Origin of the sequence: Piscinibacterium candidicorallinum (assembly GCF_047549485.1) — a bacterium.
In the GTDB taxonomy this organism is placed as follows: domain Bacteria; phylum Pseudomonadota; class Gammaproteobacteria; order Burkholderiales; family Burkholderiaceae_C; genus Piscinibacterium; species Piscinibacterium candidicorallinum.
On record NZ_CP180191.1, the window covers coordinates 3,278,865 to 3,305,056 of the forward strand.

At 66.4% G+C, this 26,192-nt stretch carries 27 protein-coding genes; 14 read left to right on the top strand and 13 right to left on the bottom strand.

The annotated features are described in order from the left end of the window. Nucleotides 1-4: 4 nt before the first annotated feature. Complete coding sequence (locus ACMDW7_RS14780; RefSeq protein WP_377303070.1) at nt 5-1,237, bottom strand: cysteine desulfurase-like protein; 1,233 nt, start codon at nt 1,235-1,237, stop codon at nt 5-7. Between the two features lie 5 nt (nt 1,238-1,242). Next, nucleotides 1,243-2,409, bottom strand: a complete 1,167-nt coding sequence (locus ACMDW7_RS14785; protein WP_377303068.1) for an ABC transporter substrate-binding protein — start codon at nt 2,407-2,409, stop codon at nt 1,243-1,245. Nucleotides 2,410-2,521: 112 nt separating this feature from the next. Between ACMDW7_RS14785 and ACMDW7_RS14790 the strand changes: the two genes are divergently transcribed. After that, entirely contained in the window at nt 2,522-2,776 is a 255-nt protein-coding gene (locus tag ACMDW7_RS14790; protein WP_377303066.1) for a SemiSWEET transporter, read from the top strand. 68 nt (nt 2,777-2,844) lie between these two features. Here ACMDW7_RS14790 and ACMDW7_RS14795 read toward each other — a convergent pair whose 3' ends face one another. The 10 genes from ACMDW7_RS14795 to tkt form a co-directional block, all read right to left on the bottom strand. Beyond that, nucleotides 2,845-4,065, bottom strand: coding sequence for an SGNH/GDSL hydrolase family protein (locus tag ACMDW7_RS14795; RefSeq protein WP_377304254.1), 1,221 nt, complete (start codon nt 4,063-4,065; stop codon nt 2,845-2,847). A gap of 276 nt (nt 4,066-4,341) precedes the next feature. After that, entirely contained in the window at nt 4,342-5,325 is a 984-nt protein-coding gene (locus tag ACMDW7_RS14800) for an L-threonylcarbamoyladenylate synthase (protein ID WP_377303064.1), read from the bottom strand. Between the two features lie 27 nt (nt 5,326-5,352). After that, the gene (locus tag ACMDW7_RS14805) at nt 5,353-6,522 is read right to left on the bottom strand and encodes a 5-(carboxyamino)imidazole ribonucleotide synthase (RefSeq protein ID WP_377303063.1); all 1,170 of its coding nucleotides are present in this window, start codon (nt 6,520-6,522) and stop codon (nt 5,353-5,355) included. 120 nt (nt 6,523-6,642) lie between these two features. Continuing rightward, complete coding sequence (gene purE / locus ACMDW7_RS14810) at nt 6,643-7,137, bottom strand: 5-(carboxyamino)imidazole ribonucleotide mutase (protein ID WP_377303061.1); 495 nt, start codon at nt 7,135-7,137, stop codon at nt 6,643-6,645. After that, complete coding sequence (locus ACMDW7_RS14815; RefSeq protein ID WP_377303059.1) at nt 7,134-8,042, bottom strand: phosphoribosylaminoimidazolesuccinocarboxamide synthase; 909 nt, start codon at nt 8,040-8,042, stop codon at nt 7,134-7,136. Before ACMDW7_RS14815 ends, purE begins: the two co-directional genes overlap by 4 nt. Before the next feature lie 121 nt (nt 8,043-8,163). Further along, nucleotides 8,164-9,228: a class II fructose-bisphosphate aldolase gene (fba, locus tag ACMDW7_RS14820; RefSeq protein ID WP_377303057.1), complete on the bottom strand. Its 1,065-nt coding sequence runs from the start codon at nt 9,226-9,228 to the stop codon at nt 8,164-8,166. A 350-nt stretch (nt 9,229-9,578) separates the two neighbouring features. Further along, a complete protein-coding gene (gene pyk / locus ACMDW7_RS14825; RefSeq protein WP_377303055.1) occupies nt 9,579-11,021 on the bottom strand; it encodes a pyruvate kinase in 1,443 nt (480 codons plus the stop codon). Between the two features lie 164 nt (nt 11,022-11,185). Continuing rightward, complete coding sequence (locus ACMDW7_RS14830) at nt 11,186-12,376, bottom strand: phosphoglycerate kinase (protein WP_377303053.1); 1,191 nt, start codon at nt 12,374-12,376, stop codon at nt 11,186-11,188. 315 nt (nt 12,377-12,691) lie between these two features. Next, on the bottom strand, nt 12,692-13,693 hold the full coding sequence (gene gap / locus ACMDW7_RS14835) for a type I glyceraldehyde-3-phosphate dehydrogenase (RefSeq protein ID WP_377303051.1): 1,002 nt from the start codon (nt 13,691-13,693) through the stop codon (nt 12,692-12,694). Between the two features lie 54 nt (nt 13,694-13,747). Continuing rightward, complete coding sequence (tkt, locus tag ACMDW7_RS14840) at nt 13,748-15,805, bottom strand: transketolase (protein WP_377303049.1); 2,058 nt, start codon at nt 15,803-15,805, stop codon at nt 13,748-13,750. 312 nt (nt 15,806-16,117) lie between these two features. On the opposite strand from tkt, the gene ACMDW7_RS14845 reads away from it, so the two are divergent. From ACMDW7_RS14845 to ACMDW7_RS14860, 4 genes are all read left to right on the top strand, one after another. Further along, nucleotides 16,118-16,522, top strand: coding sequence for a DUF350 domain-containing protein (locus ACMDW7_RS14845; protein WP_377303047.1), 405 nt, complete (start codon nt 16,118-16,120; stop codon nt 16,520-16,522). A gap of 9 nt (nt 16,523-16,531) precedes the next feature. Next, a complete protein-coding gene (locus ACMDW7_RS14850; protein ID WP_377303046.1) occupies nt 16,532-17,260 on the top strand; it encodes a 16S rRNA (uracil(1498)-N(3))-methyltransferase in 729 nt (242 codons plus the stop codon). Further along, nucleotides 17,245-17,745, top strand: a complete 501-nt coding sequence (locus ACMDW7_RS14855; RefSeq protein WP_377304252.1) for a YidB family protein — start codon at nt 17,245-17,247, stop codon at nt 17,743-17,745. The genes ACMDW7_RS14850 and ACMDW7_RS14855 overlap by 16 nt, the downstream gene beginning before the upstream one ends. 107 nt (nt 17,746-17,852) lie before the next feature. Continuing rightward, nucleotides 17,853-18,593 carry an intradiol ring-cleavage dioxygenase gene (locus tag ACMDW7_RS14860; protein WP_377303044.1) on the top strand — a complete coding sequence of 247 codons (741 nt, stop codon included), beginning with the start codon at nt 17,853-17,855 and terminating at the stop codon, nt 18,591-18,593. Between the two features lie 177 nt (nt 18,594-18,770). Here the strand turns inward: ACMDW7_RS14860 and ACMDW7_RS14865 are convergent, their stop codons facing one another. Continuing rightward, nucleotides 18,771-19,850: a M14 family murein peptide amidase A gene (locus tag ACMDW7_RS14865; RefSeq protein WP_377303042.1), complete on the bottom strand. Its 1,080-nt coding sequence runs from the start codon at nt 19,848-19,850 to the stop codon at nt 18,771-18,773. Between the two features lie 251 nt (nt 19,851-20,101). Here ACMDW7_RS14865 and ACMDW7_RS14870 point away from each other — a divergent pair, with 251 nt between their 5' ends. The 9 genes from ACMDW7_RS14870 (at nt 20,102) to ACMDW7_RS14910 (ending at nt 26,176) form a co-directional block, all read left to right on the top strand. Next, on the top strand, nt 20,102-20,848 hold the full coding sequence (locus ACMDW7_RS14870) for an ABC transporter ATP-binding protein (protein WP_377304250.1): 747 nt from the start codon (nt 20,102-20,104) through the stop codon (nt 20,846-20,848). After that, on the top strand, nt 20,845-21,618 hold the full coding sequence (mlaE, locus tag ACMDW7_RS14875; protein ID WP_377303040.1) for a lipid asymmetry maintenance ABC transporter permease subunit MlaE: 774 nt from the start codon (nt 20,845-20,847) through the stop codon (nt 21,616-21,618). The genes ACMDW7_RS14870 and mlaE overlap by 4 nt, the downstream gene beginning before the upstream one ends. 12 nt (nt 21,619-21,630) lie before the next feature. Further along, the gene (mlaD, locus tag ACMDW7_RS14880) at nt 21,631-22,143 is read left to right on the top strand and encodes an outer membrane lipid asymmetry maintenance protein MlaD (RefSeq protein ID WP_377303038.1); all 513 of its coding nucleotides are present in this window, start codon (nt 21,631-21,633) and stop codon (nt 22,141-22,143) included. Beyond that, nucleotides 22,140-23,039: a VacJ family lipoprotein gene (locus ACMDW7_RS14885; RefSeq protein ID WP_377303036.1), complete on the top strand. Its 900-nt coding sequence runs from the start codon at nt 22,140-22,142 to the stop codon at nt 23,037-23,039. Before mlaD ends, ACMDW7_RS14885 begins: the two co-directional genes overlap by 4 nt. Before the next feature lie 151 nt (nt 23,040-23,190). Beyond that, the gene (locus ACMDW7_RS14890) at nt 23,191-23,829 is read left to right on the top strand and encodes a phospholipid-binding protein MlaC (protein ID WP_377303034.1); all 639 of its coding nucleotides are present in this window, start codon (nt 23,191-23,193) and stop codon (nt 23,827-23,829) included. 16 nt (nt 23,830-23,845) lie between these two features. Beyond that, nucleotides 23,846-24,133, top strand: a complete 288-nt coding sequence (locus ACMDW7_RS14895) for a lipid asymmetry maintenance protein MlaB (protein ID WP_377303032.1) — start codon at nt 23,846-23,848, stop codon at nt 24,131-24,133. Nucleotides 24,134-24,202: 69 nt separating this feature from the next. Then, nucleotides 24,203-25,165, top strand: a complete 963-nt coding sequence (locus ACMDW7_RS14900; protein ID WP_377303030.1) for an ABC transporter ATP-binding protein — start codon at nt 24,203-24,205, stop codon at nt 25,163-25,165. Beyond that, nucleotides 25,162-25,929 carry an ABC transporter permease gene (locus ACMDW7_RS14905; RefSeq protein WP_377303028.1) on the top strand — a complete coding sequence of 256 codons (768 nt, stop codon included), beginning with the start codon at nt 25,162-25,164 and terminating at the stop codon, nt 25,927-25,929. The genes ACMDW7_RS14900 and ACMDW7_RS14905 overlap by 4 nt, the downstream gene beginning before the upstream one ends. Nucleotide 25,930: 1 nt before the next feature. Then, entirely contained in the window at nt 25,931-26,176 is a 246-nt protein-coding gene (locus ACMDW7_RS14910) for a BolA family protein (protein ID WP_377303027.1), read from the top strand. Nucleotides 26,177-26,192 lie beyond the last annotated feature (16 nt).

Sequence of the window (26,192 nt, forward strand, 5' to 3'; positions counted from 1 at the left end):
AGGTTCAGTGGATCGCTTGATCCAGCGCGCGGATCAGCCGGTCGATCTCCTGCGCCGTGTTGTAGTGCGCCATCGAGACCCGCACCACGCCGCCATGCGCATGCAGATCGAGGGCATCGGCCAGACGCCGGGCGTAGAAATCGCCGAAGCGGATGCCGATGCGATGCGCATCCACCGCACGCACAATGTCCTCGGAGCGCTGGCCGGCCACCACGAAGCTGATGGTCGGCATGCGGTCGGCCTGTTGCACGCGGGGCCGACCGATGATGCGCACGCCCTTGCGCTCGTGCAGCCAGCCCAGCAGCTGCTCGGCCAGAGCGTCTTCGTGCGCGGCAAAGGCATCAAAAGCCGCCTGCATCTGCTGGCGCGGCGTCCCGGCGGCGCCGAGTGTGCAGCCCACATGCTGCAAATAGTCCGCAATCCCGATGCAGCCGTACGACAGCTCGAAATTCACATTGCCCGGCTGCAACTTGTAGGGCAGCACCTCGGGGCCGATGAAGAAGTGGTTCAGGCTGGGCAGACCCAGCAGCAGCTCGCGCCGCCCCCAGAGCACCGCATAGTGCGGGCCGAAGACCTTGTAGAAGCTGAACACATACACATCCGCGCCGCTGGCCTGCACGTCCACCAGGCGGTGCGGCGCGTAGGCCACGCCATCCACGGCCAGCTTGCCGCCCACGGCATGCACGCGGCGCGCCACCTCGGCCACGGGGTTCACCGTGCCCAGTACATTGGACGCATGCGTCATGGCCACCCAGCGGGTGCGCGGCGAGAGCAGCGTGTCCAGCGTGGCGAGATCAAGCTCCAGGGTCTCGCGGCTCACCGGCCAGAGCTTGACCACCGCGCCCTGGGCCTGCAGGCGCATCCAACCACCCACGTTCGACTCATGATCCGTCTCGGTGACGATGATCTCGTCGCCCGGCCGGATGCTCGGTGCAATCGCCGTGGTGAGCAGGTGCATCAGCAGGGTGGTGGCCCCGGCCATGACGACTTCCTCGTCATGCGCCGCGTTGATCAGCTGCGCGACGCTGCGGCGCGCTTCAAGCACGCGCTCGGAGGCCGCCTGCGAGACCGCATAGCTCGCACCGAGCTGCACGGACGTGTTCAGGAGATAGTCTCGGACGCGGTCCGCCACGCGGCCCAGCACCTGCGAACCGCCGGCGTTGTCCAGAAAGACGAAGTCCTGCGCGAGCGCCGGGAATTCGGCGCGGATGGCATCCAGGTTGAGAACGCCCTGCATCCGCGTCACATGCGGCAGCCGCGGCCGGGGTCCGCCAGCGCCTTCACGGCCACGCGCACCGTCTTGTTCTCCTTGCCGTCCACCTTGCGCAGGTAGAAGTCCTGGACCGGATTGTGGCTCCTGGAGAGCGTGAAGGCACCGCGCGGGCTGTCAATGCGCGCGCTGCGCAACGCGGCGGTGAAGGCGTCCTTCTTGCTCAGGTCGCCCTTCACGGCATTGACGCCCGTGGCGAGCATCTGCGCCGCGTCATAGCCCTGCACGGCAAACACATCGGGCTGCAGCTTGTAGGTCTTCGCGTAGGCCAGACGGAAGTTGCGGTTGCGCGGCGTGTTCAGATCATCGCTGTAGTGCAGCGTGGTCTCGATGCCCTGGGACACCGGCGCGGCGGCCTCCAGCGTGCCGTCGGTGATGAACACGCCATACAGCGGAATGCTCTTGCGCAGGCCGGCTGCAGCGTAGTCCTGCAGGAACTTCACTGCTCCACCGCCGGAGAAGAAGGTGTAGACGGCATCCGGCTTAATGGCGGCAATCTCGGTCAGCAGCGCCTGGAACTCGCTGTTCGGAAAGGGCAGGTTCAGCTCGCGGATCACCTTGCTCTGGCCACCCGCCTCCAGCCCTTCCTTGAAGCCGGCCACGGTCTCGTCGCCCGCGGCGTACTTCCAGGTGATGGTGACCACGCGCTTGTAGCCCTTCTCGCGCATGACCTGGCCCATGGCATAGGCCGGCTGCCAGTTGGTGAAGCTGGAGCGGAAGATGTTGGGGGCGCACAGGTTGCCCGTGATGGCTGCCGCACCGGCATTGGGCACGATCATCGGGATGCCGGCCTCGCGGGCCACACGGGCCATGGCCATGGCCACGCCGCTGTGCACGCTGCCCACCACCACGTCCACCTTGTCGCGGTTGATCAGCTTGTTGATGTTGTCGGTGGCCTTTGCGGGGTCGCTCTCGTCATCGAGACGCACGATCTCGACTTCGCGTCCGCCCAACTTGCCGCCCTGCTCGGCCAAGTGCAGGCGAAAGCCGTTCTCGATGGCATTGCCCAGCTGCGCAAAGGTGCCGGTGTAGGGCAGCATGAGCCCGACCTTGAGCTTGGGCGCCTGCTGGGCGTGCACGGCGAAGCTGAACGACAGACTCAGGCTGCAGGCGGCAGCCAGGGCGAAGGTGCGGATCATGGGCGGGGCTTTCTGCAGAAGCGCTGCGGCCGCATCGGGCCTGGCGCTGTCACGTTCAAGGCGCGAAAGGATACCAATCGGCCCCATGGGCTTGCCCCATACACTGCCCCGCATGAACCCCTACGAATGGATCGGCTACGCGGCCGCCACGCTCACCACGGCGTCCTTCATCCCGCAGGCCTGGCAGGTGATCCGCACGCGAGACACGCGCTCGCTGTCCCTGCCGATGTATGCCACCTTCACCGCAGGCGTGGCCCTCTGGCTGGGCTACGGTGTGGCGCTGCAGGCCTGGCCGATCATCATCGCCAATGCCGTCACACTGGTACTGGCGCTGTTCATCCTCTTGATGAAGCTGCGTCTGGGCTGAAGGGCGTCAACCCAAAGAAAACGGCCGGGATCGCTCCCGGCCGTCTTGCTTTGCGAAGCAACCAGCGATCAGTTGGTCCAGCCGAAACGCTTGATCTCGGCGGCAATGGCGTCGGTCAGCACCTGGTGACCCTTGGTGGTCGGGTGCACGCCATCGGCGAACTGATAGGTCGTGGCGCTTGCGCCTGCAGCCAGCGTGCCGGTGCCCGCGGGGCCGAGGTTCAGCGTCGTGCTGCAGAACAGCGAGGAGCCGTCGGTGATCGAGCCACTGGTGGCGGCGCTGATCTTGGCGCTGTCGCAGGCGGGCGTGGTGTTGTTGGTGATGCCGAAGGTGCCCGGGTTGTCGATCACGCGGTTGTTCAGCGTGTAGGCGTCGATGACCTGGACGTTCTTGCCGTTCAGGCCAGCCAGCAGGGTCTGGTTGAACAGTTGCACGAGACCCGAGAGCACGAAGCGGGCGTCATCGCTGGGCAGCGAGCGGCCAAACGGCGTGCGCGAGGAATCGGGCAGCGTCATCACCGCCACATAGCGGCCACCGTTGGCCAGCACGCGATCGGTCAGGCCGACCAGTTGCGTGGCGGCGGTGCGCACGTTGGCCTGCGCCTGGGCCAGGGTCTGACCGCTGGCTGCGAAGGTGCTGAATTGCACGAAGATGTCGTTGTTGCCGCCGAACAGGAACACGAGATCGTTCGCCGTGAAGTTCGTGAAGCGCGCCAAGTGGTTGGTGATCTGGCGGTCCATGGAATACGTCAATGCACCAGCGCCCGCAGCCGTGGGGCGACCAATGCCCTGCGGGTTGCTCACGCGTGCGCCACCCTGGGCGTAGTTGGTGCAGGTGTTCGCTGCGGCGGCACCGGCTGCGGCGGCCGGGCAGGCCACGACGTTCTCGGCGCTGCCGGCCGGGCCGAGTGCGGCACCCACAACGGCAGGCGTCGTGGCAATCCGCAGGTTGGTGGCGAGCATTTCAGGCCAGACCATGGAGCCGTTGGCCAGCGGGTTGGCCACCGTGCCGTTGGGGCCCGCGCCGGAGTTGGTCGTGAACTTGCCGCCGATGCCGTTGGTGGCTGCGCCGCCGCTGGTCAGCGGGAAGTAGGCGCCGCCATCCGACAGGCTGTCGCCGAAGACCACGAGGCGGCTGAAGCTGCCGACCGTGTTGGGTACACCAGCACCCGGCGTGAACAGCGGAGCGGCAGGGGCCGTCACGCTCGGAGCGGTCGTACCACCACCGCCGCAGGCGGCGAGGAACGCGGCAAAAGAGAGCGCCAACGCGCTCAGGCGTAGAGTCTTCATGGACACGGTTGTCTCCTCAAGGTCTGCAGCCGCTCGATCCCCGCGCGGTCTGCGTCGTCGGTATGGAAAGGGTTTGGAAGCCGGAGGACGGCGCCGCGATCGAGTGCGCGTCCGTCTAGCGAACGAGCGTTCGCTTTTCCGTTGCTAAACGTAAAGGCTGCTCGGAGTGGCGGCAAGCACTTTGCATGCTGCGCCGCGGCAATCACGAACGTGGCACCACGAATGCGGGAGTCGGTGTGGCGTACCCGCCGCGTCTGCCCGGCGTCGCACGCGGAATCAGCGCCCCGTTGCCCGTCCGCCGGGCGCGGAGACTGGCGCAGTCGCCCGCGCCAGACGGTCACGAATGGCCTCCCAAGCCAAGCCCTCCGGCGGCGCAGCGATATAGATGCGCCTGAGCTTGAGCGCGTCGAGCTCTCGCAGTGTGGCGTAAAGCATCTGCGCGTAGCCAGCAGCCTGCGCCGGCGCAGGGCGGAAGGCCCCTGCATATCCAGCCGGGCAATGCGGCGCAAACAGCCCGGTGTCGCGTCCGTCGTCGCCCGTGCGCACAAGCCCGTCAAGGGCAGACGCAGGAACCAGGAGGCTTTCGGTGGATGGCTGGTAGTGCGCGGGCAGGGTCCCGGCGGCACGCGGGCTGGCATGGGTGGCGCCGTGGACGGTCAAGCCGGTGATCCGAGCCACGTCCTCCCGGGTAATCGCGCCCGGACGCAGCAGCACCGGCTCGCGACCGGTGCAGTCAACGATGGTGGATTCGATGCCGACCTCGCTCGCCCCGCCATCCAGAATGGGCACGGCGTCGCCGAACTCCTCGCGCACATGGGCAGCCAGCGTCGGGCTCACATGCCCGTAGCGGTTGGCTGAGGGCGCCGCCACGCCCACCACGCCGCGGGCCTGGCACTCCAGCAGCAGAGCGCGCGCCACCGGATGCGAGGGGCAGCGCACGCCGACGCTGTCCTGACCGCCGGTCACCGCATCGCTCACATGCTCGGCGCGCGGCAGGATCAGCGTGAGCGGTCCGGGCCAGCAGGCGGCAATCAGTTTGAGCGCCCAATCGGGCACGCTGCGCGCCCAGTGGCTCACGAACTGCGGCGCGGCAATGTGCACGATGACCGGATGCGTGCTCGGCCGACCCTTCAGCGCGTAGATGCGCGCCACCGCCGCCGGGTCGGCCGCATTGGCGCCCAGGCCGTAGACGGTTTCGGTGGGAAAGGCCACCAGCTCGCCGGCGGCAATACGCCGGGCGGCCTGTTCGATGTCATTCATGGGATGCTGGGTCTGCGGATGACCCGCTCAAAACCGCTCGATCCCGAGCCGCTCGGCGATCCGCTTGGCCGCGGTCAGCGCGTCCGCCACGGTGTTGCCCAGCACGGTGATGTGGCCCATCTTTCGGCCCGAGCGTGCATCGGCCTTGCCGTAGAGATGCAGCTTGGCGTTGGGCTCGCGCAGGACGTAGGCCCAGTCGGGCTCGCGGAAGCGGCCCTGCTCGTCTTTCCAGACATCGCCCAGCAGGTTGATCATCACCGCCGGATGGTGCTGGCGCGGCGAGCCCAGCGGCAGGCCGGCCATGATGCGGGCCTGCTGCTCGAACTGGCTCGTCACGCAGGCATCGATGCTGTAGTGACCGCTGTTGTGCGGGCGCGGCGCCATCTCGTTCACGAGTAGCTGCAGCTCGCCGGCTGCATTCTTCACCACGAAGAACTCGACGCACAGCACGCCCACGTAGTTCATGCCATGCGCAATACGTTGCGCGGCAGTCAGTGCGCGGGCGGCGATGTCCTGCGTGGCCTGCGGGCTGGGCACCATGCTGATGGCCAGAATGCCGCCACGATGGATGTTCTCCGCCACCGGGTAATGCACCATGCTGCCGTCCGATGCGCGGGCGACGATGACCGACACCTCGTAGGCGAGATCCAGCATCTTCTCCAGCACGCAGGGCACCTTGCCGAATTGATCGAAGGCGGCCTTGGCCTCAGCCAAGGTGCTGACGCGCGCCTGGCCCTTGCCGTCATAGCCCAGGCGCGCCACCTTCAGGATGCCCGGCAGCAGGTGCGCCACGTTCTCGCCCAGATCGTCGGCCGTGCGCACCACAAGGTGGGGCGCGACCTCGATGCCCTGCGAGGTGACGAAGGCCTTCTCGGCGATGCGGTCCTGGGCAATGGCCACGGCGTTGCCGCGCGGACTGACCTGGCTGCGATCAGCCAGCCAGTCCAGAGACTGCGCCGGCACGTTCTCGAACTCGGTGGTGACCGCGCCCGCACGCGCGGCGAGCTTCTCCAGACCGAGCGGCTCGAGGTAGTCGGACAGCACATGGTCGTCGGCCACGCTGATGGCCGGGCCGTCGTGCGCGGGGTCGAGCACCACCACCTTGTAGCCCAGGCTCTGCGCCGCCATGCAGAACATGCGGCCGAGCTGACCGCCGCCGAGCAGACCCAACCAGGAACCGGGAGCGAGTGTTTTCATGGGCGTCTTTGGTGCTTCAGTGAAGAGAATTGAAGTGCTTTCCGCTTGTCTGGCGGACTTCCTCAGCCATTTTGGCCTGAAGAAGCGCTCCCAGAGCCATTCTTCATGTTTGAGTGCGGGCTACTTGAGGGGTTCGAGCTTCATGTTGCGCGCCACTTCGGTCTGGCGCGCGCGGAAGGCTTCGAGCTTCTCGGCCAGGCCCGCGTCTTCGCGCGCGAGCAGGGCCACGGCAAACAGGCCGGCGTTGGCCGCACCGGCTTCGCCAATCGCGAAGGTGGCTACCGGAATGCCCTTGGGCATCTGCACGATGGAGTGCAGACTGTCCTCGCCACGCAGGTACTTGGAGGGCACGGGCACGCCCAGCACCGGCACGATGGTCTTGGCGGCCACCATGCCCGGCAGGTGGGCCGCACCGCCGGCGCCGGCGATGATGGCCTTCAGGCCTCGGCCGGCGGCGGCTTCGGCATAGCGGAACATGTCGTCAGGCATGCGGTGGGCGCTGACCACCTGCGCCTCATAGGGCACGCCGAACTCCTCGAGCATCTTCGCGGCCTGGCTCATGACCTCCCAGTCCGAGTTGCTGCCCATGATGATTCCTACCAGCGGAGTACTCATGCAAAGGCCTTTCCGGTGAGCTTCTCGTAGGCCTCGCGGTACTTCGCCGCGGTGGCATCGATCACGTCGGCCGGCAGGCTGGGCGCCGGCTTGGTCTTGGGCCAGGGTTGGCCGGACGCATCACGCCAGGCCTCGAGCCAGTCGCGCACGAACTGCTTGTCGTAGCTCGGCGGGCTGATGCCTTCGCGGTAGCTGTCGGCGGGCCAGAAACGGCTCGAATCGGCCGTGAGCACCTCGTCCATCAGCGTCAGGCGACCCTGCTCATCCAGCCCGAACTCGAACTTGGTGTCGGCAATGATGATGCCGCGCGTGGCGGCGTAGTCGGCGGCTTCCTGATACAGATGGATCGACACGGTACGGATCTGCTCGGCCAGGTCCTTGCCGACGATCTCGCACATCTTCTCAAACGAGATGTTCTCGTCGTGCTCACCCATCTCGGCCTTGGTGGCGGGCGTGAAGATCGGCTCGGGCAGCTTGCTGGCCTGCTTGAGACCTGCAGGCAGCTTGATGCCGCACACCGCACCGCTGTCCTGATACTCCTTCCAGCCGCTGCCGGCCAGATAGCCGCGCACCACCGCCTCAACCATCACCGGCTTGAGCTTCTTGACCACCTGCGCCCGGCCACGCACCTGATCCACTTCACCGGCCGCAACCACGGTCTCCGGCGAAATGCCAGTGCCGTGGTTGGGAATGATGTGCGCCAGCTTGTCGAACCAGAACAGCGCCATGCCCGTCAGCACACGACCCTTGTCCGGAATCGGCTCGTTCATGATCACATCGAAGGCCGAGAGCCGGTCGCTGGCAACCATGAGCATCTTGTCGCTGCCGATGCCGTAGTTCTCGCGAACCTTGCCGCGGCCCAGCAGGGGCAGCGAAGTGATGGTGGATTGATAGAGCGTTGTCATAGGGTCGAAATGAAGGGCCAAAACGAAAAGCGCGGCTGCGAATTACTCGTCAGCCGCGCTGAATCTAGCGTCTGAGGCGCGATTTTATGCGCGGATCGGCCTCAGTCCAGAGCGCTGTGGCTTAGTTCACCACCTGCGCAAGCTCACCCGCCTTGTAGCGCTGTGCCACCTGCTGCAGGGTCAGGGGCTTGATCTTGCCGGCCTGGCCTTCGCAGTTGAACTCGATGTAGCGCTGCTTGCAGATCTGCTTGGCGGCCTCGCGGGCGGGCTTGAGGTACTCGCGCGGATCGAACTTGCTGGGGTTCTCGAACATGAACTTGCGCACAGCGGCCGTCATCGCCAGGCGGATGTCGGTGTCGATGTTGATCTTGCGCACGCCGTGCTTGATGGCTTCCTGGATCTCGGAGACGGGCACGCCATAGGTCTCCTTCATGTCGCCGCCGTACTTGCGGATCTCGGCCAGCAGGTCCTGCGGCACGGAAGACGAGCCGTGCATCACCAGATGGGTGTTCGGGATGCGGCGGTGGATTTCCTTGATGCGGTCGATCGCCAGGATGTCGCCGGTGGGCTTGCGTGTGAACTTGTAGGCGCCGTGGCTTGTGCCGATCGCGATGGCCAGGGCGTCGAGCTGGGTGCGCTTGACGAAGTCTGCGGCCTGCTCGGGGTCGGTCAGCAGCTGCTCACGGGTCATCGTGCTGTCGGTGCCGTGGCCGTCTTCCTTGTCGCCCTTCATGGTCTCCAGCGAGCCCAGGCAGCCGAGCTCACCTTCCACCGTGACGCCGATCGCGTGGGCCATGTCCACCACCTTGCGGGTGACGTCGATGTTGTAGTCGTAGCTGGCAATCGTTTTGCCGTCAGCTTCCAGACTGCCGTCCATCATCACGCTGGAAAAGCCCAGATTGATGGCGCCCTGGCACACATCCGGGCTCTGGCCGTGGTCCTGGTGCATCACGATCGGGATGTTCGAGTAGCTCTCCACCGCCGCGCTGATCAGGTTGCGTAGGAAGGCTTCGCCGGCGTACTTCCGGGCGCCTGCGCTGGCCTGCATGATCACCGGCGCGTTCACTTCCTTGGCCGCTTCCATGATGGCCTGGACCTGCTCCAGGTTGTTCACGTTGAAGGCGGGAATGCCGTAGTTGTGTTCCGCCGCATGGTCGAGCAGCTGGCGCATGGAAACGAGGGGCATGGAAAGGCTCCGAGAGGATGAAAAAGCGGGCGGCGTTCGGGCCGACTCGACCCGGTGGACGGCAGATCTGGGGCAATCGGCCCGACGGCGACTACACGGCGCGGCGTAGTGGCGCTAAGGCCTTGATTTAGATGCCGAAATTGTAGCCAGCCAAGCCGGCATGCGGCCGTCGAGGCCTGCCGCAGGGGGCAGGGCTCGCGACCGCGGCTGAGGAACCGCTAGCGAGCGTACGGGCCTATGCGGCGATCAATCAAAATCGGACGCGCGATAGGCATAACTACATCACGCCATGAGGCCCGCCAGAAAAGCGGAGAGCCGCTGCGCAGCCCGCAGCATTCAGCCAAAAACGGTCAGCCGCCCACCCGAGCAATCTTGAGCATGTTCGTGCCGCCCGGCGTGCCCATGGGTTCACCACACGTGATCGCATAGGTGTCGCCGCTCTTGAGCACGCCGCGCTCGATCAGCAGGCGCTCGGCCTGGGTCATGGCTTCGTCGCGGTCGGAACTGGTGGCCATGATCATGGGGCGCACGTTGCGGTACAGGCTCATCTTGCGCTGCGCGGCCACGCGCGGCGTGAGGGCATAGACCGGCACGTGGATCTTGTGGCGGCTCATCCAGAGCGCCGTGGAGCCGGAGTCCGTGAGCGCAACGATGGCCTTGCAGCCGAGGTGATGCGCGGTGAACAGCGCGCCCATGGCGATGGTCTGGTCGATGCGGCTGAAGGTCTTGTTGACGAAGTCGGCGTCGAGCTCGATCTCCTCCGCCAGCTCGCTCTGCAGGCAGACGTTGGCCATGATCTCGACCGTCTCGACCGGGTACTTGCCGCTCGCAGTCTCGGCACTGAGCATGACGGCATCGGTGCCGTCGAGCACCGCGTTGGCCACGTCGCTCACCTCGGCGCGCGTGGGCACCGGGTTCACGATCATGGACTCCATCATCTGCGTGGCGGTGATGACGAGCTTGTCCTGCTCGCGGGCCAACTTGATCATGCGCTTTTGCAGCGCGGGGACCGCGGCGTTGCCCACTTCCACGGCCAGATCGCCACGCGCGACCATGATGCCATCGCTGGCATCCAGAATGCTCTGCAGCACCTCGGGCACGATGGCCTCGGCCCGCTCGATCTTGGCGATCATGCCCGGCTTGTGCTTGTAGGCCGCGGCGGCCACATTGCACAGCTGGCGGGCCATCTCCATGTCGGTGCGGTTCTTGGGGAAGCTCACGGCCACGTAGTCGGCCTGCAGGGCCATGGCGGTCTTGATGTCCTCCATGTCCTTGGCAGTGAGCGCGGGTGCGGTCAGGCCGCCGCCCTGTTTGTTGATGCCCTTGTTGTTCGACAGCTCGCCGCCGATGACCACCGTGGTATGGATGGCCTCACCGCGCACTTCATCGACCTTCAGCACGATCAGCCCGTCATTGAGCAGCAGGATGTCGCCGGCCTTCACGTCGCGCGGCAGGTCCTTGTAGTCCAGACCCACAGCCTGTTCATCGCCTAGTTCGGTGCGCGAGCCATCGAGCACAAAGCGTGCGCCCTGCTCCAGATGCACGCGCCCCTCGGCAAACTTGCCGACCCGGATCTTCGGGCCCTGCAGGTCCGCCATGATGGCGACTTCCTTGCCGACCTTGGCCGAGACCTCGCGTACCAGCTGCGCACGGGCAATGTGGTCCTCGGCCTTGCCGTGAGAGAAGTTCAGGCGCACCACATCCACGCCGGCGCGGATCATGCGTTCGAGAACATCGGGACTGGAACTGGCCGGGCCCAGGGTGGCCACAATCTTGGTGTCGCGGGTGCTCATGGATGCTTCATTCAATTGGACACGCGAGTATGCGAGGCGTGCGCACGCAGCGGCAACCCCTATCGGACTACAGCGTCGATGTAGGCAACGCCGTACGCCCGAACCAGAAAAGGAAAACGCCCCGCGGTTGCGGATCCGCGGGGCGTTTCATGTGCTGGAGCGGTTCAGCCCTTGGCGCGCGCCTGCAGTGCCGCCACCGCGGGCAGCGTCTTGCCTTCCAGGAACTCGAGGAAGGCGCCACCGGCCGTGGAGATGTAGCTCACCTGATCGGCAATGCCGAACTTGTTGATGGCGGCAATCGTGTCGCCACCGCCCGCGATGCTGAACGCGGGGGACTCGGCAATCGAGCGGGCCAGGCCCTCGGTGCCCTTGGCGAAGGCGTCGAACTCGAACACGCCCACCGGGCCGTTCCAGACGATGGTGCCGGCCGACTTGAGCATCGCCGCCAGCGCGGCCGTGGTCTGCGGGCCGATGTCCAGGATCATGTCGCCTTCGGCCACGTCCCTGGCCGCCTTGGTGGTGGCGGGTGCGTCGGCCGCGAAATTCGGGGCCACGACCACGTCGGTGGGGATGGGCACGGTGGCGCCGCGGCTGGCCATCAGGTCGATGATCGTGCGGGCTTCAGCCAGCAGTTCGTGCTCGCACAGGCTCTTGCCCACCGGCAGGCCCTGGGCCGCCATGAAGGTGTTGGCAATGCCGCCGCCGACGATGAGCTGGTCCACCTTTTCGGCCAGGCTTTTGAGAATGGTGAGCTTGGTGGACACCTTGCTGCCGGCCACAATCGCCACCAGCGGGCGCTTGGGTGCGGCGAGCGCTTTCGTCAGCGCCTCGATCTCGGCAGCCATCAGCGGGCCAGCCACCGCCACCGGCGCAAAGCGCGCGATGCCGTGGGTCGTGGCCTCGGCGCGGTGCGCGGTGCCGAATGCGTCGTTCACGTACACGTCGCAGAGCGCGGCCATCTTCTTGGCGAGCTCTTCGCTGTCCTTCTTCTCGCCCTTGTTGACGCGGCAGTTCTCCAGCAGCACCACCTCACCTGAGGCCACGGTGAAGCCGCCGTCCACCCAGTTCTGCACCAGGCGCACGGGCTGGCCCAGCAGCTCGGACAGGCGCGCGGCAATGGGTGCCAGGGAGTCTTCCGGCTTGAACTCGCCCTCGGTGGGACGGCCGAGGTGGCTGGTCACCATCACGGCGGCGCCAGCCCGGGCGGCCTGCTGAATGGCCGGCACGCTGGCGCGGATGCGGGTGTCGTCGGTGATGTGGCCAGCGTCGTCCTGCGGCACATTCAGGTCGCTGCGGATGAACACGCGCTTGCCGGCCAGCGCCACATCGTTGAGGGTGAGTACGGTCTTCGTCATCGTCGGGTGCTTCGATTCGAAAGGAACTTCCAGAAACCTACTGCGCGTGCCGATTCGCGTGCTCCCGAATGACGCAGACTCGTCGCCGTACTACTCGTACTGTCTGCGCTGCTCACACGCGACTCGACACGCTCGCTACGGTTTCTACCAGTTCCTAGTTTGGTGGATTGAGGATTCATGCGGCTCCCCAGACCAAAATGGCTGGAGAATGGCTTCCCACAAGCGGAAAGCCCTGTGAGCGCGGCCAGAAAAAAGCCTCCGCGGCAGGCTTGAACCGGGAGGCTTCCTGGCTGGGCGGGTCGACTGAAGCGCCCGTTACTTCGCCATCACCCGGACCATCTCCAGCACCTTGTTGGAGTAGCCCCACTCGTTGTCGTACCAGCTCACCACCTTGATGAAGGTGTCATCCAGGGCGATGCCGGCGTCGGCATCGAACACGCTGGTGCAGGGCTCGCCGCGGAAGTCGGTGGCCACCACCTTGTCTTCGGTATAGCCCATCACACCCTTCATGGCACCCGTGCTGGCGGCCTTCATGGCGGCGCAGATCTGCTCGTAGGTGGCCGGCTTTTCCAGCTCCACGGTCAGGTCCACGACGGACACGTCGCTGGTGGGCACGCGGAAAGCCATGCCAGTGAGTTTCTTGTTCAGCGAGGGGATCACCTTGCCCACGGCCTTGGCGGCGCCGGTGGAGCTGGGGATGATGTTCTCGAGGATGCCGCGGCCGCCGCGCCAGTCCTTGTTGGAGGGGCCGTCCACCGTCTTCTGCGTGGCAGTGGCCGCGTGCACGGTGGTCATCAGGCCGCGCTTGATGCCCCAGGTGTCATGCAGCACCTTGGCCACCGGGGCCAGGCAGTTGGTGGTGCAAGAGGCGTTCGAGATGATGGCTTCGCCCTTGTACGCGGTGTGGTTCACACCGTAGACGAACATCGGCGTGTCGTCCTTGGACGGCGCGCTCATGATCACCTTCTTGGCGCCGGCCGTGAGGTGGGCCGTGGCTGTGGCGTTGTCCAGGAACAGGCCGGTGGACTCCACCACGATGTCTGCGCCCACCTCGTTCCACTTGAGTTCCGCCGGGTTCTTCACGGCGGTCAGGCGGATCTTCTTGCCGTTGACCACGAGCGTGTTGCCGTCCACGGCGACGTCGCCCTTGAAGCGGCCATGCACGCTGTCGTACTTGAGCATGTAGGCCAGGTAGTCAGGCTCGAGCAGGTCGTTGATGCCGACGATCTCGATGTCGTCCGCGAAGTTCTGCACCGCTGCACGGAACACCATGCGACCGATGCGACCGAAACCGTTGATGCCTACCTTGATGGCCATTGAAGCTCTCCGAAAGTCAAAGACAAAAGTTGTTCTGTGCGACTGTGCGCCCCCTCAGGCGCCGATCGCATCCTTCACCGTGCGCACCACGTTCTCGGTGGTGAAACCGAAGTGCTTGAACAGCACGCCGGCCGGGGCGCTTTCACCGAAGGTGTCGATGCCGACCACGGCGGCGCAGCCGTACTTCCACCAGAAGTCGGTCACACCGGCTTCCACCGCGATCCGCGGCAGGCCGGCGGGCAGCACTAGTTCCTTGTAGGCCGTGGTCTGCTTGTCGAAGGTGGTGGTACTCGGCATGGAGACCACGCGCACGGCAATGCCCTCCTCGGCCAGCTGGGCCTGCGCCTGCAGGGCCAAGGCGATCTCGCTGCCGGTACCGATGATCACGGCGCGGGCCTTGGCCACACCGTCAGGCGCTTCGCTGATGACATAGGCGCCCTTGCGGATGCGGGCCATCACTTCGGCGGGCGAGCCTTCGCGCTTCACGAAGGGCAGGTTCTGGCGCGAGAAGATCAGCGAGGTCGGACCGGTGACGCGCTCGCAGGCCACCGCCCAGGCCACCATGCTCTCCACGGTGTCGCAGGGGCGCCAGAGGTCCATGTTCGGGATCAGACGCAGGCTGGCCACATGCTCGACCGACTGGTGCGTGGGGCCGTCTTCGCCCAGACCGATGCTGTCGTGCGTGAACACGAAGATGTTGCGCAGCTTCATCAGCGCGGCCATGCGCAGGGCATTGCGCGAATAGTCCGCAAAGGTCAGGAAGGTGCCGGAGAAGGGCAGCACGCCGCCATGCAGGGCCATGCCGTTGGTCGCCGCGCTCATGCCGAACTCGCGCACACCCCAGTTGATGTGACGGCCGGCCTGGAAACCCGCTTCGGTGCGGCGCACGGGCACCACGCCCTTCCAGTCGGTGAAGTTGCTGCCGGTCAGGTCGGCGCTGCCGCCCACCATCTCGGGCAGCACTTCGACCAGCGCGCCGATGGCCTGCTGGCTGGCCTTGCGGGTCGCAATGGTCTCGCCGCGCTCGATCATGCCGCTGACGGCGGCAAGCACGGCATCGTCCCACTTGCGCGGCAGCTCGCCGGCCATCCGGCGCTTGAACTGGCGGGCCTTTTCCGGGAAGGCATTGCGGAAGGCTTCGAACCGGGCGTCCCATTGGGCCTGGGCGGCCGCGCCGCGGGCCTTCAGGCTGAAGCCGGCATACACGTCCTCGGGCACCACAAAGGGTGGGTACTCCCAGCCCAGGGCTTCGCGCGTGGCGGCTACTTCCTTGTCGCCCAGCGCGGCGCCATGCACCTTGTCGGTGCCTGCCATGTTGGGTGCGCCCTTGCCGATCACGGTGCGTGCGCAAATGAGGGTGGGGCCGCGGTCGGTGGATGCGTTGATGCGGGCCTGCTTGATCGCGGCGTCCACGGCGTAGACGTCGTGGCCGTCCACGGCGCGGATCACGTTCCAGCCATAGGCCTCGAAACGCTTGGCGGTGTCGTCGCCGAACCAGTGCTTGACCTCACCGTCGATCGAGATGCCGTTGTCGTCATAGACCACGATCAGCTTGGAGAGCTTGAGCGTGCCGGCCAGCGAGCAGGCTTCATGGCTGATGCCTTCCATGAGGCAGCCGTCGCCGGCGAAGACCCAGGTCAGGTGGTCGACGATGTTGTGACCGTCGATATTGAACTCGGCGGCCAGCAGCTTTTCGGCCAGGGCCATGCCCACACCGTTGGCCAGGCCCTGACCCAGCGGGCCGGTGGTGGTTTCCACGCCGGGTGTGATGTGCACCTCGGGGTGGCCGGCGGTCTTGCTGTGCAGCTGGCGGAAGTTCTCGATCTCCTTCATCGGCAGATCGAATCCCGTGAGATGCAGCAGGGCGTACTGCAGCATGCTGCCGTGTCCGTTGGACAGCACGAAGCGGTCGCGGTCCGCCCAGGACGGATCGGCCGGGTTGACCTTGATATGGCCGAACTGCGGTGCAAACAGGGCCACCGCAATCTCCGCCATGCCCATGGGCGCGCCGGGGTGGCCGGAGTTGGCCTTCTGCACGGCATCCATGGCCAGTGCGCGGATGGCGTTGGCCATCTTGGAGAAGGAGGGGTTGTTCAGTGCAGTCACGGACATGAGGGCCTCGGTTGAGCGGCGCCGGCACTCGCAGTCCGGCCGGCAGAAGCGGTGCCGCACCCGCCGGCCACTGAACAAGGGCTGGCGGGGCCCCGGGCCGGCGCTGGTGTCGCCGCCCTCGGGGCGCATGGCAACGCGCCTGGGAATGGGAAGACTCCGGGTGCCCGAACCCTTGAAACACCGCCCGCGCTGGATGCCGCGTGGGTCAGGTTCCGCGATCGTGCTGCGGGTTCTGGAGCGATTGTCGAAAACGCGGGATTTTACTCTTTGGCCCCACACTGCCAGAATCGCCGCAACTGAATCGGAGCCCCCATGCTGCTGACCTCCCTCCAAGGCCTGCCGTCCTTCCTGATCCATCTGGGCTTGGCCCTGGCACTCACCATCACCTTCGTGATCGTCTACATGCAGATCACGCCCTACCCGGAGCTCAAGCTGATCCGCGAGGGCAATCCCGCGGCGGCTGCCAGCCTGTCCGGCGCCACCCTGGGCTACGTGCTGCCCCTGGCCTCGGCCATTGCCCACAGCGTCAACTGGATGGACATGCTCGTCTGGGGCGGGGTGGCCTTTGTCGTGCAGGTGCTCGTGTACTTCCTGGTGCGCCTGATGCTGCCCAACCTGATCCATGACATTCCGGCCGGTCGCAGCGCCGCCGGCATCTATCTGGGCGTCTGCGCCCTGGCCGCGGGCATCCTGAATGCGGCCTCAATGACCTACTGACCGCCGGTCATGCCCCGGCTGTTCATCGACGCGCCGCTGGCGGTCGGCCAGATCCTGCAACTCCCGGACGACAGCGCGCGCCACGTGCAGGCCCTGCGCCTGCGCGAGGGCGATCCGGTGGTGCTCTTCAATGGCACCGGCGGCGAATACACCGCCACCCTGTCCTTCTCCGGCCGCAAGGTCTCGGCCAGCACGCAGAGCTTTCTGGCCGACGACCGCACGCCGGCGCACCGCTTCATCCTGGCCCAGGCGCTGCTCTCGGCAGACAAGATGGACTGGGTCATCCAGAAAGCCACCGAGCTGGGCGTGGCCGAGATTGCGCCCTTTGCCGCCGCACGCAGCACCATCAGGCTCGACGACGCCCGCGCCGAGAAGCGCCTAGCCCACTGGGCTGGCGTGGCCCGGGCCGCCTGCGAGCAGTGCGGCATGAACCGTGTGCCCGTGGTGCATCCGATCGCCCCGCTGTCGGCGGTGGCGCGCCGGGCGCATGACGAGCACATGGGCCGCCTCGCGCTGGCCATCGGCACCCAGCGCGCACCGCATGAGCTGCCCCCACCCGCAGCCGATTCCGCCACGATGATCGTCATCGGCCCGGCGGGCGACTTCAGCGCCGATGAGTTGACACTGCTTGACCATCACGGCTTTGCGAGGCTGGGCCTCGGTCCGCGCGTGCTGCGCACGGAAACCGCCGGCATGGTCACGGTGTCGATGTTGACCGCCGTCTGGCGCCTGATCTAAACCGGCCTTCCGCACTTACACGGAACGGAGAGCCGATCATGGGACTGCTGGACGGATTGTTGGGCAATGCATTGGGCAGCGTGCTGGGCGGCCAGCAGGCGGGTGGCGGCCAAGGCGCACTGATCAACGCCGTGCTGGGCATGCTCAACAACGGCAGCAGCGCCGGCGGGCTGCAGGGCATGCTGGCGCTGCTGCAGCAGGGCGGCCTGGGTGATCAGGTGGCCTCCTGGGTCGGCACAGGGCAGAACCTGCCGGTGTCGGCCGATCAGATCATGCAGGCTCTGGGCGGGGCCGGCGGCGGAGGCGGTGCGGGCGGCCTGCTCGCGCAACTGGCGCAGCAGACCGGCATGGGCCAGCAGGACATCGCCGGCCATCTCTCGCAAGTGCTGCCGGATGTCGTCAATCACCTCACGCCCAGTGGCCAGTTGCCGCAAGGCGGCATCCCGGATGCGTTGCAGGCACTTTCCGGCCTCCTGAACCGCTGAACCTGCGCCTTGGCGCACAGGCTTGCGGGTAAGTGCGGAGGGCGTGCGCCGAACATTGGCGCAGCATGACGCTCCAAGCTGCCATGACTCGATCTGCGCTGACCTCCATGCTTCTCACTTCTTCGGCCCGCCAGCTCACACCGGCGGCAGCCGATGGGCTTGCCGAACCCTCGCACGCCGACGCTGCGGCTGCACAGCCGGAACGCATTGCCCGGCGGCGTCTCGTGCTCGCGGCCAGCGGCCTGCCTCTGCTGGCGCTGCCCGGCTTGGCGGGCGCCAGCGGCGGCACGACTCTGCCCCTTACGCCGCGGCAGTCCGAGGGACCCTTCTACCCGCAGCAGAGCTTCTTTGCGCAGCGCAGCGATCTGGACGCCGATCTGCTGCAGGTCGCGGGCAGCAACGCCTCGGCGCGCGGGACGCCCATGGCGCTATCGGGCCGCGTGCTGAACACGCGCGGCGAGCCGGTGGGTGGCGCGCTGGTGGAGATCTGGCAGTGCGATGCCGGCGGCACCTACCTCTACACCGCCCAGACCCTGCGCCAGGGCGACCCCGGCTTCCAGGGCTTTGGCCGCACCGTCACCGACGCGCAGGGCCGCTACGCCTTCCGCACCCTGCGGCCGGTGCCCTACGGCGGCCGCGTGCCCCACGTGCATGTGAAGGTGGCGCTGACCGAGCGCGGCGCGCGACGCGAGCTGCTGACCACCCAGGTCTATCTGCGCGGCGACGATCTCTCCGGCGACTTCGTCATCCGCAGCGCCCCCGCCGCCCTGCGCGACCGGCTGATTGCCAGCGTGCAGACCACGCCTGCCGAAGTACGCGCAAGCTGGGACATCGTCGTCGCAGCTTGAGGCATTCAGAAAGCGGTTCCGCTTGTCTGGTGCGACTTTTCGAGCAGTTTGGTCTGAAGAAGCCCTTGGAATGGACATCCCGCATTCAGAGTCAAGCATCGACGCGCCTTTCCAGACCAAACTGGCTGAAAAGCCGCACCAGCCAAGCGGAAAGCGTGCCCAGACACGGCGCTTGATCTAGCGCCGCGGGGTGGCGCCCCCGGCTTCCGCGCCCGAGCCGCCGCCTGCAGCCAGCTGCGCCGCCGCGCTTCGCTGCATGTATTCGGCAATCCAGCGCCGCAGGTCGGTCCACATGCGCGCCAGCTCCAGGTCATTGGGTAGCTCCAGCGCATGGGGCAGCTCGATGGTGAGCACAGCCACGCCGCGATGCACGCCGCCGTAGTTGCCCAGCGAGCCCGGATACACCCCCAGCTGATCCAGATACAGGCGCCCGAGCTGCCGCGGCGGCGAGAGGTTCTGCGGCTTGGGGCCGTCGTAGTCCAACAGGCCGAACGGAGCGTGCACTGAGATGATCACGTCCGGCGCAAAGCGGTCGATCTCGTCCAGCAGCCAACGGGTTTCGGGCTCGCTGGCCGGCGCACGGCCGGGGAAGCGCCGCGGGTCCTTGCGCGCCGTGCCCTCCCACCACTTGCGGGCCTTGGGCTCCCAGCCGGGCGTGGGGAAGTTGCGGTTCAGATCAACGCCGTTGGCGTTCACGCGGGTGGCTGGCCTGGCGAGCAGACCGTCCGGGTTCATGGCGGGTACGACGCGCCAGTGGAAGACCTCGGCTCCGTCTGACTTGGACGGGCCGCCGGCGGCGTCGCGCGCCAGCCACTCTGCCCAGCGCAGCACGGTGGCGATGGCGGTGAGTTCATCGCCATGGATGCCGCCCACCAGCAGCACGCGCGGCTGGCGCAGCGTCGCGGCTGGCGCGCGCTCGCCCGTTTGCGAGCTGCTGGGCCGAACGCCGGCCGCGGGCGCGCCGAACTCGCGTACCAGAATCGGCCGGCCCCGAACGGACTTTGCGCCCGTAGGCACGAAGGCCAGACGCGCGCAGTCCACCGGTTTGAATGCTGACAGGCGCTGCACGAGCGCCTGGCAAGCGGCCAGGTCACTCTCGAGGGCGGGTCTGGGTGCCGCCTGTGCCGCCGTGGGTGCATTCGGTGAGTTGCCCGCGGCCGCAGGCCGCTGCGCGCCGCCCTGGGCCTGCGCGGTGCAGGCCGCAACCAGCCAAAGCGCGGCCGCAGCAGCCCGGGCATTCAAAAATCTTGTCGACATCAAGCTTGAAGTTTGCGCAAACACGCGTGCAAAGCCGTGAATCCGGCACAAAAGACACCAAAACGCATCAGAACGGGCCGCGCCGCGCGCGTCGAGCGCCCAATTTGCGCGATGCGTACCTTAAGCAAAGCTGAGTTTCAGCATGCTGCGTCGCAGAAAATAACCGACGGGTCATTTAGAATCCGAGCGTGTCCGTCAACATTAGCGCTCTCGATTTCGCCTATGGCCGACCCGGAACCCCCGGCGGCCGCATGATCCTGCGCGGAATCGACCTGTCGATCAAGCAGGGTGAACTGGTCGCCATCATGGGCGGCTCCGGTTCGGGCAAGACCACCCTGCTGCGCCTGATCGGCGGGCTGGTCAAGCCGACCACAGGCACAGTGCGGGTATTCGATCAGGATATCTCGCCCCTGGACACGGCCGGGCTGTACGCCGTTCGCAAGCGCATGGGCATGCTGTTCCAGTTCGGCGCCCTGTTCACAGACTTGTCGGTCGCCGAAAACGTGGCCTACCCGCTGCGCGAACACACGAAGCTGACCGAACGCCAGATCCGCGACCTCGTACTGCTCAAGTTGCACGCCGTGGGTCTGCGCGGTGCGGCAGAGCTGATGCCCAGCCAGATCTCTGGCGGCATGGCACGACGCGTGGCCCTGGCCCGCGCCGTGGCGCTGGACCCGGAACTGATTCTGTATGACGAGCCCTTCGCCGGCCTGGACCCGATCTCGCTGGGCATCACGGCGCAGCTGATCCGCAACCTGAATGACGCGCTCGGCGCCACCTCGATCATCGTCTCGCACGACGTGACCGAAACCTTCCTGATCGCGGACCGCATCGTGCTCGTGGCCGACGGCCAGATTGCCGCGCACGGCACGCCCGCAGAGCTGCGCGCCAGCACGGACCCGCGCGTGACCCAATTCATCAATGGCGAGCCCGATGGCCCGGTGAAGTTCCACATGCCGGCGCCGCGCACGCTCGAACAGGACTTCCTCGGCGCATGAAGGCGATTTCCGACCTTGGCTTCTCGGTGCGCCTGTTCATTGCGGCGATGGGCCGCTTTGCGCGCTTCCTCGTCGAAAGCCTGATCAACTCCGCAGGGCTGCTGCTGCGCCCACGTCTGGTGGTCAAGCAGGTGCACTTTATCGGCAACCACTCGCTGATCATCATCGCCATCAGCGGTCTGTTCGTCGGCTTTGTGCTGGCCCTGCAGCTCTACAACCTGCTGGCGCGCTATGGCAGCGCCGAGCTGGCCGGCCTGGCTGTGAACCTGGCCTTGGTGCGCGAGCTGGCGCCTGTGGTCACGGCCCTGCTGTTTGCCGGCCGTGCCGGTACCTCGCTCACCGCCGAGATCGGCCTAATGAAGTCGGGCGAGCAGCTCACTGCCCTGGACATGATGGCCGTGAACCCGATGGCGCGCATCGTGGCGCCACGCTTCTGGGGCGGGCTGATCGCCATGCCGATCCTGTCGGTGATCTTCGCCATGGCCGGCATCCTGGGCGCCTATCTGATCGTGGTCGTGCTCGTGGGCATCGACGCCGGCGCCTTCTGGAGCCAGATGCAGTCCGGCGTGGACTGGTGGGACGACATCGGCCAGGGTGTGATCAAGAGCATCGTGTTCGGCGTGATCGTGACTTCGATCGCGCTGTTTGAAGGATATGAAGCCAACCCGACGCCCGAAGGCGTGGCCCACGCCACGACGCGCACGGTGGTGGCTTCTTCGCTGGCGGTGCTGGGGATGGACTTCATCCTGACCGCGTTTATGTTCGCTTGAGGATTGCCCATCATGGAACGCAAGTCCTATGACTTCTTTGTCGGCCTGTTCGTACTGGCCGGCCTGCTCGCGCTGGCCTTCCTGGCCCTGCGCGCCGGCAACCTGACCAGCAGCCTGGGCGCGGGCAGCAGCTACGAGCTGACCGCGCGCTTTGACAACATCGGCCAGCTCAAGGACAAGGCGCCGGTGAAGTCCGCCGGCGTGGTGGTCGGCCGTATCACGGACATCCGCTTCGACACGCAGACCTTCCAGGCCACCGTGACCCTGGCCATGGACTCGCGCTTCCAGTTCCCCAAGGACACCACCGCCAAGATCCTCACAGCGGGTCTTCTGGGCGAGCAGTACATCGGCCTCGAAGCCGGCGGCGATCCCGAGAACCTCAAGGCCGGCGAGCGCTTTGCGCGCACCCAGTCCGCATTGGTGCTGGAAAACCTCATCAGTCAGTTCCTGTTCAGCAAGGCCGCTGAAGGTCCGTCCGCGCCGGCCGCCGGTGGTAGCGGCGGCAATGGCGGAGACAAGAAGTGATCTGGCCCGCTTCGGCCGCACGCTGGCTGCGCGTCGCTGCCGCCGTGCTGGCGCTGGCGCTCGCCAGCGGCTGCGCGTCGCTGGGCAGCAACCCGGCCGACCCTCTGGAGCCGATCAACCGCAAGGTCTTCGCCTTCAATGATGCGGTGGACCGCGCGGTCACCAAGCCCATCGCCAAGGGCTACCAGGCCGTGGTGCCCGAGCCGGTGCGCACCTGCGTGGGCAACGTCTTCTACAACATGTCGGTGCCGCTGACGGCCGTGAACAATCTGCTGCAGGGCAAGGTGATCTCGTTCTGCCAGGATGTGACGCGCTTCACGCTGAACACGCTGTTCGGCTTCGGCGGTTGCGTGGACATCGCCACTGAACTGGGCATCGAGCGCAACCGCACCGACATCGGCGAGACACTCGGCCGCTGGGGCGTACCGCCCGGGCCCTACTTGGTGCTGCCGATCTTCGGCCCGTCCACCGTGCGCGACACGACCACCCTGCTCGCCGACCTGGGCTACAACCCGATCACCCAGATCAATGACGACAACGCGCGCCTGACCCTGATCGTGCTGCGCGCCGTGGACACCCGCGCGAGCCTGTTGCGCGCAGAGCAATTGCTCGACAGCATGGGCATTGATAAATACAACGCGATCCGCACCGTCTACCTGCAACAGCGCCTGAACGCCATCTACGATGGCAATCCGCCGGACCCCGACGAAGAAAAGCCCGCCAGCAAGTCCAAGGACAAGACCAGCCAAGCGCCGCAGCGTGAGCGTATGCTCACTTCCGAGCTGCCCTCGGTGTTGGTCGTGCCGGTCAAGGCGGGCGTGGCCGGCGTTGCGGATGGAAACACCTCAGGCGCGCGCGCCGGAACCGCGGGAATGACCCTGCTGTCCCAGCAGTGAATTGAGTTCAATTGCAGCCGTGCCGGTGCCGAGCGCACCGACACAAAGAGACACAAGACAGGCAACAACACAGCCGCTGGCTGCCGATTCCCGGTCAGCGTCCTCCTCCCGCCGCACGTTGCGGTAAGCGAATCAACAAGAACTTCACACCATGTTCAAACTGCCTCAGATCCTCCGCACCCTGATCGCCACCGCCGCCCTTGCCTTTGTCGGCAGCGCTTTTGCGCAGACGGCCGCACCCACTGCGCCCGACGCACTGGTCAAGTCCGTGATGGAAGACGTGCTCGCCACGATCTCCTCTGACAAGGCGCTGCAGTCCGGCGACATCCGCAAGCTCAGCGCGCTGGTCGAACAGAAGGTCATGCCGCACGTGAACTTCCAGCGCACCACCGCCTTGGCCGTGGGCCGGGCCTGGCGCCAGGCCACGCCTGAGCAGCAGGCACAGCTGCAGGAGCAATTCCGCGGCATCCTGGTCAAGACCTACGCCAACGCCATGGGTCAGGCCGCCAACGCCAAGATCAACATGCGCCCCCTGCGCGCTGCGGATTCCGACACCGAAGTCACCGTGCGCACCCAGGTGGTGCCCCAGCGCGGCGACCCCATCCAGCTCGACTACCGCATGGAAAAGACGCCCGCCGGCTGGAAGGCCTACGACGTCAACATCCTCGGCCTGTGGCTGGTGGACAGCTACCGCGCCAGCTTCCAGCAGGAAGTCGACAAGTCCGGCATCGACGGCCTGATCAAGAGCCTGGTCGAGCGCAATCGCCGCCTTGAGAACGCCAAGAGCTGATCAGCGCTCGCACGACATGCCCTTCGCCCTGCCCGCCATCGTCACCCACGCCCAGGCACCGCAGCTGGAAGCCCAGCTGCTGGCCGCGCTGAGCGGTGGCGAATCTGAAGTGGACTGCAGCGCGGTCACCCAGCTCGATTCCAGCCTGATCGCACTGCTGCTGGCGGCACGTCGCGTGCGCAGCGATCTGCGCGTGGCCAATGCCACCGCGCAGGCCCGGTCGCTGGCGCAGCTGTATGGCGTGGAAGCCCTGCTGGGCCTGCCCGTCTCGCCGGCCCAGCATCACGGTCACTCTCACGCGTAATGCGTTGAAACGGCCGCCCTTGCACTGAAGCCCTGCAGAGACCGCGCGCCGTAAACTGCGCGGTCTCCCATGAGCCAGCCCTCCCCCCCAGACAAGACCGCCGCACGCGCCGCAATCCGCGTCGAAGGCATCGTCAAGCGCTACCCGAAACTCACCGCACTCGACGGCGTCAGCCTCGAGATCCGCGAGGGTGAGTTCTTCGGCCTGCTCGGCCCCAACGGCGCCGGCAAGACCACGCTCATCTCCATCCTTGCCGGCCTGGGACGCGCCACCGCGGGAAGCGCGCAGGTCATGGGCTTCGATGTCGTGAGCCAGTTTCGCGAGGCGCGCCGCGCGCTGGGCGTGGTGCCGCAGGAGCTGGTGTTCGACCCCTTCTTCACCGTTCGCGAAACCCTGCGCTTCCAGTCCGGCTATTTCGGCCTGAAGGACAACGGCACCTGGATCGACGAGATCCTCCAGGGCCTGGGTCTGGCCGACAAGGCCGACACCAACATGCGCGCCCTGTCCGGTGGCATGAAGCGTCGCGTCATGGTCGCGCAGGCACTGGTGCACAAGCCGCCGGTGATCGTGCTCGACGAGCCCACCGCCGGCGTGGATGTGGAGCTGCGCCAGACGCTCTGGCGCTTCATCCGCCAGCTGCACGGCAGTGGCCGCACCATCGTGCTGACCACGCACTATCTGGAAGAGGCCGAGGAGCTGTGCTCGCGCATCGCCATGCTCAAGAGCGGGCGGGTGGTGGCTCTGGACTCCACCGCCAACCTGCTCAAGCGCTTCACCGGCCTGCAGGTCATGCTGCGCCTGAACCAAGCCCTCCCGGATGCGCTGCGTAGCAGGCTGACCAGTGGCGACGGCAGCGCCGGCAGCCGCCTGCGCCTGCGCGTGGCCAGCTACGACGAAGCGGCACAGCTGCTGGCCGATCTGCGCGCCGCCGGTCTGCACCTCGAAGAAGCCGAGATTCAGCGCGCCGACCTGGAAGACGTTTTCCTGCAGGTCATGGCAGAACCGCAGGACGCCTTCAAGGTGGCAGCATGAGCACCGTCGCTTCGGGCCTGCCGATGCTCCTTAAAAAAGAGCTGTTGCGCTTCTGGAAGGTGAGCTTCCAGACCATTGCCGCGCCGGTGCTCACGGCCCTGCTCTATCTCCTAGTCTTCGGCCACGTGCTCGAGGGCCGGGTGATGGTCTACGAGCAGATCAGCTACACGGCCTTCCTGATTCCGGGGCTGGTAATGATGAGCGTGCTGCAGAACGCCTTTGCCAACAGCTCCTCCTCGCTGATCCAGAGCAAGATCACGGGCAACATCGTCTTCATCCTGCTGCCGCCCTTTGCGCACTGGGAGCTGTTTGCCGCCTATGTGGGTGGCGCGATCGTGCGAGGTCTGGCCGTCGGTGCTGGCGTACTCGTCGTGACGGTGTGGTTCGCCCACCTCGGTGTGCACAACCTGCTGTGGATTCTGGTGTTTGCCGTGGCGGGCGCGGCCGTAATGGGTGCGCTCGGGCTGGTGGCGGGCATCTGGGCCGAGAAGTTCGACCAGCTCGCCGCCTTCCAGAACTTCATCATCCTGCCGGCCACGTTTCTGTCCGGCGTCTTCTATTCGATCCACTCGCTGCCCACCGTATGGCAGACCGTGAGCCACCTGAATCCGTTCTTCTACATGATCGACGGCTTCCGCTACGGCTTTGTGGGCAAGAGCGACATTCCCCCATTCATCTCGCTGGCCGTGGTGCTGGCCACGCTGCTGGTCGTCAGTGGCTGGGCCTACATGCTGCTCGCGCGTGGCTACAAGCTGAGGAACTGAAATGAGCGAACCCACACCGCAGATGGTGCAGGACTACATCGCGGCCGGTCTGGCCTGCGAACACGTGCAGGTGGACGGCGACGGCCGGCACTTCTACGCCACCATCGTCTCGGCGCAGTTCGAGGGCAAGCGCCCCGTGCAGCGCCACCAGCTCGTCTATGCCGCGCTCGGTGACCGCATGCGCGAGGAGATTCACGCCCTGTCGATGAAGACCCTCACGCCCACCGAGTGGCAAGCCGCCAAGTAGACCGCGGCACAACCCA

Coding starts and splice junctions, on each gene's coding strand:
- ACMDW7_RS14790 (WP_377303066.1), top strand. CDS start 2,522: ATGAACCCCTACGAATGGATCGGCTACGCGGCCGCCACGCTCACCACG.
- ACMDW7_RS14800 (WP_377303064.1), bottom strand. CDS start 5,325: ATGAATGACATCGAACAGGCCGCCCGGCGTATTGCCGCCGGCGAGCTG.
- fba (WP_377303057.1), bottom strand. CDS start 9,228: ATGCCCCTCGTTTCCATGCGCCAGCTGCTCGACCATGCGGCGGAACAC.
- ACMDW7_RS14830 (WP_377303053.1), bottom strand. CDS start 12,376: ATGACGAAGACCGTACTCACCCTCAACGATGTGGCGCTGGCCGGCAAG.
- mlaE (WP_377303040.1), top strand. CDS start 20,845: ATGAAGGCGATTTCCGACCTTGGCTTCTCGGTGCGCCTGTTCATTGCG.
- ACMDW7_RS14845 (WP_377303047.1), top strand. CDS start 16,118: ATGCTGCTGACCTCCCTCCAAGGCCTGCCGTCCTTCCTGATCCATCTG.
- ACMDW7_RS14815 (WP_377303059.1), bottom strand. CDS start 8,042: ATGACAACGCTCTATCAATCCACCATCACTTCGCTGCCCCTGCTGGGC.
- ACMDW7_RS14905 (WP_377303028.1), top strand. CDS start 25,162: ATGAGCACCGTCGCTTCGGGCCTGCCGATGCTCCTTAAAAAAGAGCTG.
- ACMDW7_RS14910 (WP_377303027.1), top strand. CDS start 25,931: ATGAGCGAACCCACACCGCAGATGGTGCAGGACTACATCGCGGCCGGT.
- ACMDW7_RS14890 (WP_377303034.1), top strand. CDS start 23,191: ATGTTCAAACTGCCTCAGATCCTCCGCACCCTGATCGCCACCGCCGCC.
- ACMDW7_RS14850 (WP_377303046.1), top strand. CDS start 16,532: ATGCCCCGGCTGTTCATCGACGCGCCGCTGGCGGTCGGCCAGATCCTG.
- tkt (WP_377303049.1), bottom strand. CDS start 15,805: ATGTCCGTGACTGCACTGAACAACCCCTCCTTCTCCAAGATGGCCAAC.
- ACMDW7_RS14870 (WP_377304250.1), top strand. CDS start 20,102: ATGATCCTGCGCGGAATCGACCTGTCGATCAAGCAGGGTGAACTGGTC.
- ACMDW7_RS14795 (WP_377304254.1), bottom strand. CDS start 4,065: ATGAAGACTCTACGCCTGAGCGCGTTGGCGCTCTCTTTTGCCGCGTTC.
- ACMDW7_RS14900 (WP_377303030.1), top strand. CDS start 24,203: ATGAGCCAGCCCTCCCCCCCAGACAAGACCGCCGCACGCGCCGCAATC.
- ACMDW7_RS14785 (WP_377303068.1), bottom strand. CDS start 2,409: ATGATCCGCACCTTCGCCCTGGCTGCCGCCTGCAGCCTGAGTCTGTCG.
- gap (WP_377303051.1), bottom strand. CDS start 13,693: ATGGCCATCAAGGTAGGCATCAACGGTTTCGGTCGCATCGGTCGCATG.
- ACMDW7_RS14780 (WP_377303070.1), bottom strand. CDS start 1,237: ATGCAGGGCGTTCTCAACCTGGATGCCATCCGCGCCGAATTCCCGGCG.
- ACMDW7_RS14860 (WP_377303044.1), top strand. CDS start 17,853: ATGCTTCTCACTTCTTCGGCCCGCCAGCTCACACCGGCGGCAGCCGAT.
- ACMDW7_RS14865 (WP_377303042.1), bottom strand. CDS start 19,850: ATGTCGACAAGATTTTTGAATGCCCGGGCTGCTGCGGCCGCGCTTTGG.
- mlaD (WP_377303038.1), top strand. CDS start 21,631: ATGGAACGCAAGTCCTATGACTTCTTTGTCGGCCTGTTCGTACTGGCC.
- purE (WP_377303061.1), bottom strand. CDS start 7,137: ATGAGTACTCCGCTGGTAGGAATCATCATGGGCAGCAACTCGGACTGG.
- ACMDW7_RS14895 (WP_377303032.1), top strand. CDS start 23,846: ATGCCCTTCGCCCTGCCCGCCATCGTCACCCACGCCCAGGCACCGCAG.
- pyk (WP_377303055.1), bottom strand. CDS start 11,021: ATGAGCACCCGCGACACCAAGATTGTGGCCACCCTGGGCCCGGCCAGT.
- ACMDW7_RS14805 (WP_377303063.1), bottom strand. CDS start 6,522: ATGAAAACACTCGCTCCCGGTTCCTGGTTGGGTCTGCTCGGCGGCGGT.